The sequence below is a fragment of the Paraburkholderia tropica genome, assembly GCF_014171495.1.
Taxonomy (GTDB): domain Bacteria; phylum Pseudomonadota; class Gammaproteobacteria; order Burkholderiales; family Burkholderiaceae; genus Paraburkholderia; species Paraburkholderia tropica.
In genome coordinates, this window is the sequence record NZ_CP049136.1 from 110,891 (window position 1) to 125,774 (window position 14,884).

Consider the following 14,884-nt stretch of genomic DNA (forward strand, 5'->3'; position numbering starts at 1 on the left):
GAGGCCGTAACATCGCTTCCGGCTAGACAGACGACACAGCGTGCTCGTCATATCTATTGAGCGGTTCTCACCGAATTCAGCGTCTTTGCGCGTTCCATTGCGTGTTATCGCCGACCGCGAAGCATGGATTCGATGAGATCAGGCAATGCGACGCTTCAGCGACTCGATGCCGTTGAAGCAATTGTGGAAATCATCTTGCGCTTAGGCGCCGGCGAATGACCATCTTGGAAAATTCACAACGTGACGCGCTAGCGCGACCGGAACAGTCCGCACACTCGCGCGGCAAATCCGGAAACGACTTCGACAAGGTCGACGTTCTCTTCATTGGCGGCGGCATCATGAGCGCGACGCTCGGCGTGCTGCTGCACGAACTCGAACCCGGCTGGTCGATGACCATGGTCGAACGGCTCGGCGACGTGGCCGCCGAAAGTTCGAATGGCTGGAATAACGCAGGCACGGGCCACACGGCGCTGGCGGAGCTGAACTATACGCCACGCACCGCCTCCGGTTCGATCGACATCGCCAAGGCCGTGCGTATCAACGAGGACTTTCAGGTCTCGCGGCAATTCTGGGCGTGGGGCGTGAGCCGCGGCATTCTCAAACAGCCGCGTTCGTTCATCAATTCCACGCCCCATATGAGTTTCGTCTGGGGCGACGAGAACGTGCGTTTCCTGAAAGCGCGCCATGAAGCGCTGCAAACCAATGCGCTGTTCCAGAGCATGCAGTATTCGGAATCGCATCGCGAGATCGCGCAATGGGCGCCGCTCATGATGGAGGGCCGCGACCGGCGCCAGAAAGTGGCGGCTACGTGGTCGTCGATTGGCACCGATGTGAATTTCGGCGAAATCACCCATCAATTCGTGCGCTATCTGGAAAGCCAGTCGAATTTCAATCTGCTGCTCAATAGCGACGTCCGGCAGATCTCGCGCAACGACGACGGCAGTTGGCGCGTGACCGTGGGCAATCATCAATCGCATGCGCAAACGCGCCGTATCGACGCGCGTTTCGTGTTCGTGGGCGCAGGCGGCGGTTCGCTGCCGCTGCTCCAGGAAGCCGGCATTCCCGAAGCGAAGGAATATGGCGGCTTTCCGGTGGGCGGCTCGTTTCTCGTCACCGAAAACAGCGACATCACGAGCCGGCATTTCGCCAAGGCTTATGGCAAGGCGTCGGTCGGTTCGCCGCCGATGTCGGTGCCGCATCTGGACACGCGCATTCTCGACGGCAAAAAGGCACTCCTGTTCGGGCCGTTCGCCACCTTCTCCACCAAGTTCCTCAAGAACGGCTCGTATAGCGATCTGCTCGCGAGCACGCGCATGAACAATATCGTGCCGATGGTGCGCGTGGGCCTCTCCGAGTTTTCGCTGATCAAATATCTCGCCGGTCAACTGATGCTGTCCGATGCCGATCGCCTGAAGACGCTGCAGGAATATCTGCCGCGCGCGCAACAACAGGATTGGCGTCTCTGGCAAGCGGGCCAGCGCGTGCAAATCATCAAGCGCGACAAGGTCAAGGGCGGCGTGCTCAAACTCGGCACCGAAATCGTCTGTTCGAAGGACGGCAGTATGGCGGGTTTGCTCGGCGCTTCGCCGGGTGCTTCCACGGCCGCACCGATCATGCTGAATCTGCTCGACATGGCGTTCAAGGAGCGGCTGCGTTCGCCCGCATGGCAGGCGAAGATCCGCCAGATCATTCCGGGCTACGGCACGCAGCTCTCGGCGAATCCGCGCAAGGCGCTCGAATCGTTGAATGCGACCAGCGAGGCGCTGCAATTGAGCGCGCCGCCGATGTGGACGCCAAAGGGCCGCGAAGCCGCGCATGCCGCAAACACGGCCAGCGCCGCCGCTTCTCAACGCTCGCTGGCTTGATATCCGCGTGCCCGTTTCACCGCGAAGTCCGAACTCCATGAGCGAATTGCAGAGGGAATTGCAGATGAATAGCGCGCAGCCTGCCGCTTACGTCATCCAGGGCGTGACCCACAAAGGCAAGACTTTCCGGCCGAGCGACTGGTCGGAACGCCTCGCCGGTGCAATGTCGAGTTTCGGTCCGCCCGCGCGCGGCGTGAGAAAGGAAGACACGCACCTGCGTTACTCGCCCTACGTGTGCCCGATGATTATCGGCAACCTGAAATGCGTGGTGCTCGACGCCCGGTTGCGCGACGTCGCGCCCTACGCGTTTGATTTCGTGCTGCGGTTCGCGAAAGACAACGATCTCGTGGTGGAGAGACAGGGCTAGCAACATTCCATCGAGGATTCCCCACAATCCCGCCGTTTTCAACATAGAAGTCGATTTTCAAGCTGCGAGAGGTCTAGCATGGCAGAAGCCGCAAAAAACCGAGGCCGGAATACCGGAACATCGGGATTGGGCAGATATTGTTCGCATACCGCCTGCCGTTGGCCGGTCGCGTATCGATCGGTCACCGCGTGAGCGGTGCACTTCTATTCCTGTTCCTCCCTTTCATCCTGTTCCTGTTTGACCAGAGCCTTACCTCCGAACTCAGCTTCGAGGTCTTCAAGGGCTTCCTCTCGAACATCATCGTCAAGCTCGTCGTGCTCGTGCTCGGCTGGGCCTTCCTCTTTCACTTCTGCGCCGGCGTGCGCCACCTGTTCATGGACTTCAACCATGACCTCGCGGCCAAAGAAAAGGGCAAGTCGACCTCGCTCGTCGTCGTCGTCATCTCCACGATCCTCACGATCGCCTTCGCGGCAAAACTCTTCGGAGCGTTTTAAGAATGTCGGCTAAAAACGGTATCGGTCCGAAGCGCCTCGTCGTCGGCGCTCATTACGGCCTGCGTGACTGGATCGCCCAGCGCGCCACCGCCGTCATCATGGCGATCTACACCGTCGTGCTGCTCGTCCTCTTCTTTGGCGCACACGACTTTTCGTACGACGGCTGGGCGTCGATTTTCTCCGCCCAATGGATGAAGCTCGCGACGTTCGTCACGCTGCTCGCGCTGTTCTATCACGCCTGGATCGGCGTGCGCGACATCTGGATGGACTACATCAAGCCCGTCGGCCTGCGCATCGCGCTGGACGTGCTGACGATCGCCTGGCTGCTGGGCAGCCTCGGCTACGCCGCGCAGATTCTCTGGAGAGTGTAAAAGCATGGCTGCAATCAAGAATTCTCTGCCGCGTCGCAAGTTCGACGTGGTTATCGTCGGCGCGGGCGGCTCGGGGATGCGCGCTTCGCTGCAACTGGCGCGCGCCGGTCTGTCCGTCTGCGTGCTCTCGAAGGTGTTCCCGACGCGCTCGCACACGGTCGCGGCCCAGGGCGGCATCGGCGCCTCGCTCGGCAACATGAGCGAAGACAACTGGCACTACCACTTCTACGACACGATCAAGGGCTCCGACTGGCTCGGCGACCAGGACGCGATCGAGTTCATGTGCCGCGAAGCACCGAACGCCGTCTACGAACTCGAACACATGGGCATGCCGTTCGACCGTAACGCCGACGGCACGATTTACCAGCGCCCGTTTGGCGGCCACACCGCCAACTACGGCGAAAAGCCGGTGCAGCGCGCCTGCGCGGCCGCGGACCGTACCGGTCACGCGCTGCTGCACACGCTGTATCAGCAGAACGTCGCCGCGAAGACCACGTTCTTCGTCGAATGGATGGCGCTGGATCTGATCCGCGACGCCGAAGGCGACGTGCTGGGCGTGACCGCGCTCGAAATGGAAACGGGCGACGTCTACATTCTCGAAGGCAAGACCACGCTGTTCGCCACGGGCGGCGCGGGCCGCATCTTCCAGGCATCGACGAACGCGTTCATCAACACGGGCGACGGCCTGGGCATGGCCGCACGTTCGGGCATCGCGCTGCAGGACATGGAATTCTGGCAATTCCACCCGACCGGCGTGGCCGGCGCGGGCGTGCTGATTACCGAAGGCGTGCGCGGCGAAGGCGGCATTCTGCGTAATTCGAATGGCGAACGTTTCATGGAACGCTATGCGCCGACGCTGAAGGATCTCGCGCCGCGTGACTTTGTTTCGCGTTCGATGGGGCAAGAGATTATCGAAGGCCGTGGCGTAGGTCCGAAGCAGGATCATATTCTGCTCGACCTCTCGCATATCGGCGCCGAGACCATCATGAAGCGCCTGCCGTCGATTCGCGAAATCGCCATTCGCTTTGCCAACGTCGATCCGATCAAGGAGCCGATTCCGGTCGTGCCCACCATCCACTATCAGATGGGCGGCATTCCCACCAACGTTCATGGCCAGGTCGTGGGCACGTCGAAGGGCTTCAAGGATCCGATCAACGGCTTCTACGCCGTGGGCGAATGCTCGTGCGTGTCGGTACACGGCGCCAATCGTCTGGGCACGAATTCGCTGCTCGATCTCGTGGTGTTCGGCCGCGCGGCCGGCAATCACATCATCGATCATGTGAAAACCATTCGCAGCCACAAACCGCTGCCCGCCGATGCCGCCGACTTCGCCCTCTCGCGTTTGAACCAGCTGGAAAAATCGACATCGGGCGAGCACACGCAGGCCGTGGCGCGCGATATCCGCTCGACCATGCAGAATCACGCGGGCGTGTTCCGCACCGAAAAACTCATGGCCGAAGGCGTCAAGATGATCGGTGAGGTGGCGCAACGCGTCGGCGATCTGCATCTGAAAGACAAGTCGAAGGTGTTCAACACGGCGCGCGTGGAAGCGCTCGAAGTGGCGAACATGATCGAGGTGGCGCGCGCGACGATGGTCTCGGCGGAAGCGCGCAAGGAAAGCCGCGGCGCACACGCGCCGAGCGAGCACAAGGAACGCGACGATCAGAACTGGCTGCGTCACACGCTGTGGTACAGCGAAGGCGATCGCCTCGACTACAAGCCGGTGCAGATGCAGCCGATGAGCGTCGCGTCGGTGCCGCCCAAGCCGCGTACGTTCTGATCGCGCACGCCTGTCACAAGGAACTGGAAATGGCTAAACGCATTTTTGAAGTCTATCGCTACGATCCCGACAAGGACGCCGCGCCGCGCATGCAAACCTACGAGCTGGATCTCACGCACGAGCGCATGCTGCTCGACGCGCTGGTGAAGCTCAAGGAAGTGGACGAAACACTGTCGTTCCGCCGCTCGTGCCGCGAAGGCGTGTGCGGTTCGGACGCCATGAACATCAACGGCAAGAACGGTCTCGCGTGCCTCACGAACCTGAACGATCTGCCGCAGAAGATCGTGCTGCGCCCGTTGCCCGGCCTGCCGGTCGTGCGCGACATGATCGTGGACATGACGCACTTCTTTAATCAGTATCACTCGATCAAGCCGTATTTGATCAACGATACGCCGCCGCCCGAGAAAGAACGGCTGCAAACACCGGATCAACGCGACGAACTCGACGGCGTGTACGAATGTATTCTGTGCGCGAGCTGCTCGACTTCGTGTCCGAGCTTCTGGTGGAACCCGGATAAATTCGTCGGCCCGGCGGGCTTGTTGCAGGCTTACCGCTTTATCGCGGACAGCCGCGACGAAGCCACCGGCGAGCGTCTGGACAATCTCGAAGATCCGTATCGCCTGTTCCGCTGCCACACGATCATGAATTGCGTGGACGTGTGCCCGAAGGGTTTGAATCCGACCCGTGCCATCGGCAAAATCAAGGAATTGATGGTGCGCCGCGCGGTGTAACGAACGAGACGGCAATAAAGAACGCCCCGGCAGGTTGATCCTGGCGGGGCGTCTTCTTTATGCGACGTAAAACTTCAAACGGCGCTTCAAACGGCGATTTCGCAGGCGGGAATCACCGAGCAGCCGCTATCCATCACGAAGTTCAGCAGATGAGCGCACGACGATTCATAGCGCTGCGCGGGAACGGTTTGAAGCTGCCAGTCGTGCAGGCTCAGCACCGTCTTGAGCGCTTCGATTTCCGCGTCGTTCAGGTGCCACGCGCCCTGATCTTCCGCGCGGCTGCTGCAACGGCACAATGCGGCTTCGGCTTCCTGAAACACCTCGATCTCGCGGCTTTGATCGTTCAGGTCGCTCATCAGATAAGTCAGGTAGACGGCGCGAAACAGAAACGTCACATGCAGGCTCGCACCGTGGCGGCTACGCAGCGCTTCGAGCGCGAGATGGTTTTGCAGCGAGGTGGCCTGCACCATCGCGCCGGAGAGCGGCAACAGCTTGCTGCGGGTCACTCCCTGGCGATTGTTTTTTCTGGATCTGGAGTGGCCCATGCATTGGCTCCCTGCTTCTGAAATGAGCCTGTATTGTAGAGAAAGCCCTATTATTCAACGCCATCCGATTGTGAAAGGTGAATTTCAAAACACTCAACGATCCGGACGTGAATTGAGTTCACGGAGCACTCGGTTACACGCCGCGTTACGAATGTAATCCACGCGCACCGGCGCGAAATTCCCTCGCAACCGCGCACCGGCACACTGCTCGTTCCCCTGCATCCGGGCGGCCCGACGGCTCGCTCTCCGCAGGTTCAGTTCGAGGAGCCGATGCCATGAAAGTCGCGCTGTTTATACCGTGTTTTATCGACGCCTTCTTCCCCGAAGTGGGCGTCGCCACCCTGCAATTGCTGGAGCGTCTGGGCTGCTCCGTGGACTATCCGCTGGATCAGACCTGTTGCGGTCAGCCCATGGGCAATAGCGGCTGCGAAAAGCAGGCCGCCGCCACCGAAAATCTCTTCGTGCGCAATTTCGCCGGCTACGATTACATCGTCTCGCCGAGCGGCAGTTGCGTGCATCACGTGCGCGACCATCTCACGGCCGCCGATCAGACGCGCGACACCCACACCGTGCGCCGCAACACCTACGAACTCGTCGAATTCATTCACGACGTCTTGCAGGTGCGCGAATTTCCGTGGGCGTCGTTTCCTCACAAGGTCGGGCTGCACAATAGTTGTGGCACGCTGCGCGCGCTGCGGACCGCGAGCATGTCGGAAATCGACGAACCCTTCTTTTCGAAACCGCTCGCGCTGCTGAACAACGTCGCAGGCATCGAGTTCATCAAACCCGATCGTCCCGATGAATGCTGCGGTTTCGGCGGCACTTTCTGCGTTTCCGAAGAACCCGTCTCCGCGCGCATGGGTGGCGACAAGGTCCGCGACCATCAGCGCAACGGCGCCGAATATATCGTCTCGGCCGATTCGTCGTGCCTGATGCACCAGAAAGGCTGCTCGGATCGTCTCGGTCTCGGCCTCAAGTTCATTCACATCGCCCAGATTCTCAACGGAGCCACGGCATGAAGCGCGTCGATCATGCAGCGTATTCGAAAACGTTTATCGCCGACGAAAAACACATTACGTTTCACGACAAGCGTCTGTGGGATTTGCGTTCCGCGCGCGATGTGGAAGTGCACGGCATTCCCGAATGGGAGGCGCTGCGTTCGCTCGCTTCGGCGATCAAGGAGCATACGCTCACGCATTTGCCCGATTATCTGGAAGAATTCGAGCGCAACGCCACGGCTAACGGCGTGACCGTGCATTGGGCCAAGGATGCGGAGGAACATAACCGCATCGTTCATCAGATTCTGCGCTCGCGCGGCGCGCGCCTGCTGGTCAAGAGCAAGTCGATGCTGACCGAGGAATGCGAAATGCGCCCGTATCTGGAGGCGCGCGGCATTGCGGTGGTGGAAACCGATCTTGGCGAACAGATCCAGCAACTCGACGACCAGATGCCCTCGCATATCGTCGTGCCCGCCGTGCATAAACTCGCCACCGACGTAGCCAAAACCTTCGCGAACAAATTCGGCACCGACCCGAACGAAAGCGATATTCCGAAGCTCGCCGAAGCGCAACGCCAGGCCACGCGCCCGCGCATTCTGCGCGCCGACGCGGGCATGACCGGCTGCAATTTCGCGGTGGCGGAAACCGGCGGCATCACCGTCTGCACCAACGAAGGCAATGCCGATCTGAGCGCCAACGTGCCGCCGCTGCATATTGCGTCGATCGGCATCGAGAAACTGATTCCCAAACTCGAACATCTGGGCGTATTTGTGCGCATGCTCTCGCGCAACGCGCTCGGTTCGCCGATCACGCAATACACCTCGCATTTTCGCGGCCCGCGTGACGGCGGCGAAATGCATTTCGTGCTCGTCGATAATGGCCGCTCCGAACGTCTCGCGATGGACGACTTCTGGTATTCGCTCAAATGCATTCGCTGCGGCGCGTGCATGAATACCTGTCCGGTGTACCGGCGCAGCAGCGGACTCAGTTATGGCGGCGTGTATTCCGGGCCGATCGGCGCCATTATCAATCCCACCTTCGATCTGAAGAAGTACAGCGCGCTGCCGTTCGCGTCCACGCTCAATGGCAGTTGCACCAATGTCTGTCCCGTGAAAATCAATATTCACGAGCAGATTTACAAATGGCGGCAGATCATTGCCGAGCAGCACGAACTCCCGTTCGTCAAACGCGAGGCGATGAAAGTCGCCGGTCAGGTGCTCTCGCATCCGACGCTCTATCGCGCGGCCATCAAGGGCGCGGGCAAAGCCGTTGCGACATTGCCGCGCGCGGTGCTCTACAATCCGCTCAACGCATGGGGCAAGCAGCGCGAGCTACCCGACGCGCCGAAGCAGACCTTCCGCGACTGGTATCTGAAACACAACAAGAGGAACAAGTCATGAGTAGCCGCGACGCCATTCTTTCCCGTCTGCGCGAAGTCGGGCGCGCCGCGCGTCCGCTGCCGACGGTGCCGACCTACGACACACCGCCCGAAGCGGCGCTCGACACCTTCAAGACCTCGCTCGCGCGGCTCGGTGGCGTCTGGTGCGAACCGCCTGCCGACGGCGATCTCGACGCCTTCATCCGCACGCGCTTTCCCGAGGCGCGCGTGATCTGCTCGGCCACGCCCGAAGTGCGCGGCACGCGCGAGCTCGACGCCATCGCGCTGCCGCACGACCTCGCGGACGTCGACGTCGGCATCGTGCGCCCCGCGTTCGCGGTGGCGGAAACCGGCTCGATCTGGCTCAGCGAGCACGAGTATCGCGTCAATGCGCTCGGCTATCTGCCGCAGCATCTGGTGGCGCTGCTCGATCCCGATCAGATCGTCGGCAATCTGCATCATGCTTACCGGCGGCGCGATTTTTTCGAGGCGCGCTATGCGGTGCTGATGAGCGGGCCGTCCGCGACCGCCGATATCGAGGGCGTGCTGGTTCGCGGCGCGCAAGGCATCCGTTCGCTGACCGTCGTGCCGGTGCGCCAGCCGCGCGTGGCCAGCTAGTTCGACGAGGACGCGCATGATCTTTTCGATGGCCGGGCGCGCCGCGCTCCTGCGTTCCCTCTCGCATGGCCGCCACCGGCTGCCGTTCTCCGAATCGGTGCGCGGCGGCCTGATCTGCGCCGCGCCCGCCGTGCTCGCGGCGGCGTGGCACGCGCCGCTGCTCTGCTGGTCGGCGATCGCGGCGTTCTGGACCTGTCTCTGCGACGACTCCGGCACGCGGCCGCGCGAGCGCATCGTCCAGGGCTTGCTGTTCGCCGTGCTCGGCGGTCTCGCGGCGGGCTGCGCGATCGCGGCGGGCGCGGTGCCCGGCCTCGCCATCGTGCTCGCGGGCGCGAGCGCCTGGCTCGGCGCGCTGGTGCGTTGCCGCGGCGCGTTGCCGGGCCTGCGCGGCCTGCTGGTGGCCACGGCCTTCGCCGTCTGCGCGGCCTTTCCGGTCCACGGATTGCAGGACGCGCGCGAGTATGCGCTGTACTTCATCGCCGGCGGCGTCTGGGCCACCGCCTGCAATCTCGCGCTCTGGCAATACAGCGCCGATACCCGCGTGCGCGCGGCAACCTTCGCCTGGCTCTATGGGCTCGGCTCCTACGTCGGCAAGCTCGCGCAGGCGCCCGACAGCCGTCACGGCGCCGCCGCGAGCCGCGCCCAGTTGCGCGCCTCGCTCGACACGATGAGCGCCGCGATCACGGCCGCGCCCGGCGCGGTCGCGCCCGCCTGCCGCCGCTGGCTGGCCGATGCGGAACAGGCGATGGCGCTGCTCGCGGGCATCGAAAGCCTGTTGCACAGCCGCCGACGCGCGCCGCAGGCGGAGGCCGAAGCGGCCACGCTCGACCTGATCCGCGCCGTGCTGGAACGGCTGGCCGAAGCCATCGACGCCTGCGCGGCCGACCTGCGCCGCGCCGCGAAGCCCGACGCCGCGCTGACCGCCGAGCGTCTGCGCCCGTTCGCCGAACATGCGGAACTCGCGCGCGAATCGGCCGATGCCGAAGCGCCGTCGAGCGATGCACGCGCGTGGCGCGAGACGTTCATGACGCTCTGCGCGCGCCTCGCGACGCTGGCCGCCGACGCCGATCCCGACAGCGACACGCGCGCCGCCGCCCGTGCCGCGGACGCCGCCGCGTCGCGCGCGAGCCAGCCGTGGCGCAACGCGCTGCACGCCGTGGTCGCGCAAGTCCGCACGCATGGCGTGTTCGCGCGCTACGCTGCGCGCCTCGCCGTCGCGGCCATGATCGCCGTGACGCTCGCGCGCTGGCGCAGCGCGGAGCAAGGTTACTGGCTCGCGCTGACGACCATGTTCATCGTGCAGCCGACGTTTTCGCAGACGGTGCGCGTCTCGAGTCTGCGCATCGGCGGGACGATGCTCGGCGCGGTGCTCGCTTCGGCGCTCGCGCTGGCGATCCACAGCCCGATCCTGCTCGCGCTCGCGATCCTGCCGCTCGCCACCGGGACGCTCGCCGCGCGCGCGGTCAGCTATGTCTCGTACATCCTGTTCCTCACCTCGCATTTCGTGCTGGTCGCGCATTTGGGCACGCCCGTGGGCGAGCCGTGGGATCTCGCGGTCTCGCGCGTGCTCAACAGCCTCGCGGGCGTCGCGGTCGGCGTGGCGGCGAGCTTTCTGGCGTGGCCCGAATGGGAGCAGCACAAACTCGGTCCCGCCGCCGCGCACGCGCTCAAGTGCGTGAGCGAGTACGTGCAGGCGGTGTTACGCGGACGCGCCTCGGAATCGGCCGATAACACGCAGCAGGAACAGCACGCCGAACAGCAGGCCGAACGCAACGCACGCGAGATCGCCGCGCTGCGTCGTCAGGCTTGCCTCGCCGTCGATGCGCTCGAATCGGTGATTTCGGCCACGCGGCTCGAATCGCTGAGCTCGAATCATCGCGCCGCGCATGCGAGCGTGCTGATGCTGCGTCTGCGCAAGCTCGTGGGCGTGGTCTCGCCGCTCGAAGGCGCGGACGCCGCGCTCGACCACGCGGACCGCGCGCGCCTGGCCGCGCTCGCGCAATCGGTGGGCGCGCTGCTGCGCGCCACGCGTGAGCAGCGCGCCGGTCTGCGCGCGCAACTGCAAGCTGCGGATTCCACCGAATCCATTGAGTCCATTGCATCCGCCGATTACGCCACGCACGCGCGCTCGTTCTTCGCGCGCCATATCGAACATGAGGTGATCGACGGCGCGCTGGCCGTCTCGATGGTGGTGCCCGACGTACTCGATGCCTGATCGAAGCGCTCGTCGCCGCGCGTATCGGCGTTAAAGTTCGCCGCTCCAGCCCGTCGCGTGAGTGAGTTTCTCGACGGGCGCCGCGAACACATAACCCGCGCCGCGCTCGGTCTTGATGAACTCGGGCCGCGCGGGCACGGCCTCGATCTTTCGACGCAAACGCAGGATCTGCACGTCGATCGAGCGGTCGTAGACATCGGCGTACAAACGGCTCGCTTCGAGCAGTTGTTCGCGCGCGAGCACGCAGCCCGGCGCGGCGAGAAACGCCTGCAGCAGGCTGAATTCGCCGTTGGTCAGCGGCACGGCCTCGCCGCGCGGCGACGTGAGCTTGCGCGTGCCGAGGTTCAACTCCCAACCCGCGAATCGATACGCGCGCGCATCGGTCTGACGCCCCGCGCCCGCCGCCGACATCGACGCGGATGCCGACGCCAGCACCGCCGACGCGGCATTCGCACGCCTGAGCAACGCCCGCACGCGCGCGAGCAATTCGCGCGAGCTGAACGGCTTGGTCAGATAATCGTCGGCGCCCAGTTCGAGCGCCATCACGCGATCGGCTTCCTCGCGCAAACCCGAGACCACGATGATCGGCAGCGCCGATTGCACGCGAATCCGCCGCGCGATCTCGATCCCGTCCTCGCCCGGCAGGCGCAGGTCGAGAATCACGAGGTCGATCGCCTGCTCCGCGAGCGCGGCCGACATGGCCTTGCCGCTGGCCGCTTCGCTCACGCGCATGCCGTTCTCGCCGAGATAGGCGGCGATCAGTTCGCGGATGGCGGGGTCGTCGTCGACGACCAGAATGTGGGGGGCGTTGGGCTCGTTCATGACGGCAAGGGCAGCAGCGCGGATGGCGATAGTCGATTCATCGCGACGGAAAATTATAGCGGCAGCGCCGCGCGGATCGCGCGCCCGAGCGCGGCGCGATCGACGGGCTTTTTCAGCACCGCCCGCACGCCCGCCGCGCGCGCCGCTTCGTCGAGCAGCGCCGTGCCGTAGCCGCTTACGAGCACGGCGGGCAGATCGGGGCGCTGCGCGTGCAGACGCTCGATCAATTCGATGCCGCTCATCTCCGGCATGGTCTGATCGGTCAGCACGAGGTCGAAGCGCTGCGGATCGGCGAGAAACGCATCGAGCGCGTCTTGTGGCGACGCGAAACCCACCGGCTCGTAACCGAGTTCGGCCAGCCATTCCTCGCCCAGTTCGACGAGCGCGCGTTCGTCGTCGACGAGCAGGATGGTTTCGCCCTGGCCTTGCGGCGCGTGCATGCTGTCTTGCAGCGTGGTTGATGCATCGATCTCACGTGACTCACGTGACGCAATGCGCTGAATCGGCAGATCGATCAGAAAACACGCGCCTTCGCCGGGCGCGCTGCGCACCTCGATGGTCCCGCCGTATTCTTTCACGATGCCGTCGACGAGCGACAGGCCGAGGCCCGTGCCCGCGCCGCGCCGCCGCGTCGTGAAGAACGGATCGAAGATGCGTTCGCGCACCTCGGGCGCAATGCCCGCGCCGTTATCGGCCACGCCGATGCGCACGTGACGCGGCGCGTGCGTAGCGTTCGCATCGCCCGCTGCCACTTCATCGACCGACACCGTGATCGCGCCGTCGCCGTCGAGCGCGTGCAGCGCGTTGCTGCACAGATTCATCACGACCTGATGCAGATGCGTGGGATCGCCGAGCACGACGGCGTCGGGCGCGTCGATGCGCAGTGTCACGCTCACGCCGGGCGGCACCTGCGCCTTGAACAGATCGACGGTTTCCTCGACCACCGACGCCACCTGCACCGGCAGACGCGCCGCCATGCCGCTGCGGCTGAACGCGAGAATGCGCTCGACGAGTTGACTCGCGCGCGTGCCCGCGTTGAGCACCTGCTGCGCATCGCGGCGCGCGGGCGAGTCGGCGGGCAGTGCCGCGAACACGCGCTCGCCATAGCCGAGAATCGCGCTGAGAATATTGTTGAAGTCGTGCGCGATGCCGCCCGCGAACGTGCCGAGCGCTTCGAGCTTCTGGGCCTGACGCAATTGCGCTTCGAGACGCAGACGCTCCGCTTCGGCGGCGCGGCGCGCGCTCACGTCGTCGATGACGGCGACCAGCATGCCATCGAGTTCGCCCGAGCCGGACAGCCGCGAAATGCTCATCTCCGTCCAGATCACCGAGCCGTCTCGATGCACGTAGCGCTTTTCGAACGTCACGTGCGCGCGCGCGCCGCGTTCGAGTTCGGCGACCTTCGCGCGCGTGAGCGCGACGTCGTCGGGATGCGTGATGTCGTCGGGCGCGAGCGCGTGCAGCGCGTCGAGCGGATAGCCGACCATGCGGCAGAACGCGGGATTCGCGACCATGTACGGCTGGTTCGGCAGCAACATGACGATGCCGACCGGCGCGTTGTCGAACACGGCGCGCCAGCGTTGCTCGCCCGCGCGCAGGTCCGCGTTCGCGCGATCCTGGCGGCGCGCCTCGCGCATCAGCAGATAAAGCAGCACCAGCACGAACGCCGAGATCGCGACCGTGCGGGCGAGCGTGGCGTGGGTCGCGCTGCGCCAGCCGCCCAGCATGGCGTCGCGCGAGCGGCCCACCGCGACGACGAGCGGATAGCCGGGCACTTGCGCGCGCACGGCGATGGTGTTGGCAATGTCGTTGGCGGCGTCGGCATCGGCATGGTCTTGAGCCGACGTCGTGCAGTTGAACGCGCGCGCCTGGCCGCTGCCTTCGATCGCGAGCGTGAGGCGTTCGTCGCGCGCGACGTCGCCGAGACCGGCCAGCAGCGCGGCGCATTCGCCCGCCGCAAACTCAGGCGGCGAGGCAGGCGCATGCCCGAGCGTCTGCCCGATCTGCCCGGCCAGCACGCGCGCCACCAGTTGCAGCGTGCGTTGTCCTTCGGCGAGCGTCGCGCTGCGGCTTTGCCAGACGTTCACGCAGGCCGCCGCGCAGAGCACGAACACCACGAGCAGACCGCCCGCGAGCGTGCTGCGATGAAACGAGCGTGTTGGCTTGATCACGGCGCCGACGCCATCAATTGCCGCACGCCCGCGACCAGCGCGGCGCAGTCGAGCGGCTTGGCGATCACGCGGTCCGCGCCGAGCTGACGCGCGACCGAGGCCGCCGTCGCCACGTTGAAGCGAAAACGTCCCGAGATCGCGACGACGCGCGCACGCGGAAACCGCTCGCGCAGCCGCAGCAGACGCGCCGCGCCGTCGCACTTGGGCTCGCCCAGATCGACGACGATGACCGCGACGCCGCCGAGCGACGCCTCGCCCGAACCCTCGCCCGCCGCGGCATGCGCGACGAAGCCCGCATCGCGCAAGGTCGACGCGATCAGCTCGCGCGTGCCGGGATCGTCTTCCAGCACCAGAATCGAATCGGACATGAGCGCCTTGATCCGGCCACCTGCCCGGCCGCGGGGCTGCGGCCCCGAAACGGGCCAGCGACGTCAGTTTACGGGAGCGCGGTTACGCGCGGGTTTCGGGCGGGCAAGCGGCGGATTACAAATGCAATCTCGGGACGGCAACCGGCGCACGACGCCGCCCG

Annotated in this window: 14 protein-coding genes; 10 read left to right on the forward strand and 4 right to left on the reverse strand. The window is 64.7% G+C overall.

The genetic code is table 11. The annotated features are described in order from the left end of the window. Positions 1-215: 215 nt before the first annotated feature. From mqo to G5S35_RS24050, 6 genes are all read left to right on the forward strand, one after another. Entirely contained in the window at positions 216-1,865 is a 1,650-nt protein-coding gene (mqo, locus tag G5S35_RS24025) for a malate dehydrogenase (quinone) (protein ID WP_183039777.1), read from the forward strand. Between the two features lie 64 nt (positions 1,866-1,929). After that, positions 1,930-2,232 carry a DUF3579 domain-containing protein gene (locus G5S35_RS24030; RefSeq protein WP_065058617.1) on the forward strand — a complete coding sequence of 101 codons (303 nt, stop codon included), beginning with the start codon at positions 1,930-1,932 and terminating at the stop codon, positions 2,230-2,232. 119 nt (positions 2,233-2,351) lie between these two features. Continuing rightward, the gene (gene sdhC / locus G5S35_RS24035; protein ID WP_183040006.1) at positions 2,352-2,726 is read left to right on the forward strand and encodes a succinate dehydrogenase, cytochrome b556 subunit; all 375 of its coding nucleotides are present in this window, start codon (positions 2,352-2,354) and stop codon (positions 2,724-2,726) included. Positions 2,727-2,728: 2 nt separating this feature from the next. Then, positions 2,729-3,097, forward strand: coding sequence for a succinate dehydrogenase, hydrophobic membrane anchor protein (sdhD, locus tag G5S35_RS24040; RefSeq protein ID WP_065064678.1), 369 nt, complete (start codon positions 2,729-2,731; stop codon positions 3,095-3,097). A gap of 4 nt (positions 3,098-3,101) precedes the next feature. Next, positions 3,102-4,877 (forward strand): succinate dehydrogenase flavoprotein subunit, encoded by a 1,776-nt coding sequence (gene sdhA, locus G5S35_RS24045; RefSeq protein WP_080180767.1) that lies wholly within the window; start codon positions 3,102-3,104, stop codon positions 4,875-4,877. Positions 4,878-4,906: 29 nt separating this feature from the next. Continuing rightward, positions 4,907-5,608 carry a succinate dehydrogenase iron-sulfur subunit gene (locus G5S35_RS24050; protein ID WP_065059628.1) on the forward strand — a complete coding sequence of 234 codons (702 nt, stop codon included), beginning with the start codon at positions 4,907-4,909 and terminating at the stop codon, positions 5,606-5,608. An 86-nt stretch (positions 5,609-5,694) separates the two neighbouring features. Here the strand turns inward: G5S35_RS24050 and G5S35_RS24055 are convergent, their stop codons facing one another. Beyond that, entirely contained in the window at positions 5,695-6,114 is a 420-nt protein-coding gene (locus G5S35_RS24055) for a hypothetical protein (RefSeq protein ID WP_080180766.1), read from the reverse strand. A gap of 314 nt (positions 6,115-6,428) precedes the next feature. Here G5S35_RS24055 and G5S35_RS24060 point away from each other — a divergent pair, with 314 nt between their 5' ends. The 4 genes from G5S35_RS24060 to G5S35_RS24075 are packed head-to-tail and all read left to right on the forward strand — an operon-like array spanning position 6,429 to position 11,362. Continuing rightward, positions 6,429-7,172: a (Fe-S)-binding protein gene (locus G5S35_RS24060; protein WP_110327651.1), complete on the forward strand. Its 744-nt coding sequence runs from the start codon at positions 6,429-6,431 to the stop codon at positions 7,170-7,172. Next, positions 7,169-8,551: a lactate utilization protein B gene (locus G5S35_RS24065; protein WP_183039778.1), complete on the forward strand. Its 1,383-nt coding sequence runs from the start codon at positions 7,169-7,171 to the stop codon at positions 8,549-8,551. The genes G5S35_RS24060 and G5S35_RS24065 overlap by 4 nt, the downstream gene beginning before the upstream one ends. Next, complete coding sequence (locus G5S35_RS24070; RefSeq protein WP_183039779.1) at positions 8,548-9,147, forward strand: LutC/YkgG family protein; 600 nt, start codon at positions 8,548-8,550, stop codon at positions 9,145-9,147. Before G5S35_RS24065 ends, G5S35_RS24070 begins: the two co-directional genes overlap by 4 nt. Positions 9,148-9,163: 16 nt before the next feature. Then, positions 9,164-11,362 (forward strand): FUSC family protein, encoded by a 2,199-nt coding sequence (locus tag G5S35_RS24075; protein ID WP_183039780.1) that lies wholly within the window; start codon positions 9,164-9,166, stop codon positions 11,360-11,362. 30 nt (positions 11,363-11,392) lie between these two features. Here the strand turns inward: G5S35_RS24075 and G5S35_RS24080 are convergent, their stop codons facing one another. The 3 genes from G5S35_RS24080 to G5S35_RS24090 are packed head-to-tail and all read right to left on the reverse strand — an operon-like array spanning position 11,393 to position 14,723. Continuing rightward, positions 11,393-12,184 (reverse strand): response regulator transcription factor, encoded by a 792-nt coding sequence (locus G5S35_RS24080; protein WP_065059634.1) that lies wholly within the window; start codon positions 12,182-12,184, stop codon positions 11,393-11,395. A 53-nt stretch (positions 12,185-12,237) separates the two neighbouring features. Then, positions 12,238-14,355 (reverse strand): PAS domain-containing sensor histidine kinase, encoded by a 2,118-nt coding sequence (locus G5S35_RS24085; RefSeq protein WP_183039781.1) that lies wholly within the window; start codon positions 14,353-14,355, stop codon positions 12,238-12,240. Then, positions 14,352-14,723: a response regulator gene (locus tag G5S35_RS24090; RefSeq protein ID WP_074985206.1), complete on the reverse strand. Its 372-nt coding sequence runs from the start codon at positions 14,721-14,723 to the stop codon at positions 14,352-14,354. Before G5S35_RS24090 ends, G5S35_RS24085 begins: the two co-directional genes overlap by 4 nt. Positions 14,724-14,884 lie beyond the last annotated feature (161 nt).

Coding starts and splice junctions, on each gene's coding strand:
- mqo (WP_183039777.1), top strand. CDS start 216: ATGACCATCTTGGAAAATTCACAACGTGACGCGCTAGCGCGACCGGAA.
- G5S35_RS24030 (WP_065058617.1), top strand. CDS start 1,930: ATGAATAGCGCGCAGCCTGCCGCTTACGTCATCCAGGGCGTGACCCAC.
- sdhD (WP_065064678.1), top strand. CDS start 2,729: ATGTCGGCTAAAAACGGTATCGGTCCGAAGCGCCTCGTCGTCGGCGCT.
- sdhA (WP_080180767.1), top strand. CDS start 3,102: ATGGCTGCAATCAAGAATTCTCTGCCGCGTCGCAAGTTCGACGTGGTT.
- G5S35_RS24050 (WP_065059628.1), top strand. CDS start 4,907: ATGGCTAAACGCATTTTTGAAGTCTATCGCTACGATCCCGACAAGGAC.
- G5S35_RS24060 (WP_110327651.1), top strand. CDS start 6,429: ATGAAAGTCGCGCTGTTTATACCGTGTTTTATCGACGCCTTCTTCCCC.
- G5S35_RS24065 (WP_183039778.1), top strand. CDS start 7,169: ATGAAGCGCGTCGATCATGCAGCGTATTCGAAAACGTTTATCGCCGAC.
- G5S35_RS24070 (WP_183039779.1), top strand. CDS start 8,548: ATGAGTAGCCGCGACGCCATTCTTTCCCGTCTGCGCGAAGTCGGGCGC.
- G5S35_RS24075 (WP_183039780.1), top strand. CDS start 9,164: ATGATCTTTTCGATGGCCGGGCGCGCCGCGCTCCTGCGTTCCCTCTCG.
- G5S35_RS24080 (WP_065059634.1), bottom strand. CDS start 12,184: ATGAACGAGCCCAACGCCCCCCACATTCTGGTCGTCGACGACGACCCC.
- G5S35_RS24090 (WP_074985206.1), bottom strand. CDS start 14,723: ATGTCCGATTCGATTCTGGTGCTGGAAGACGATCCCGGCACGCGCGAG.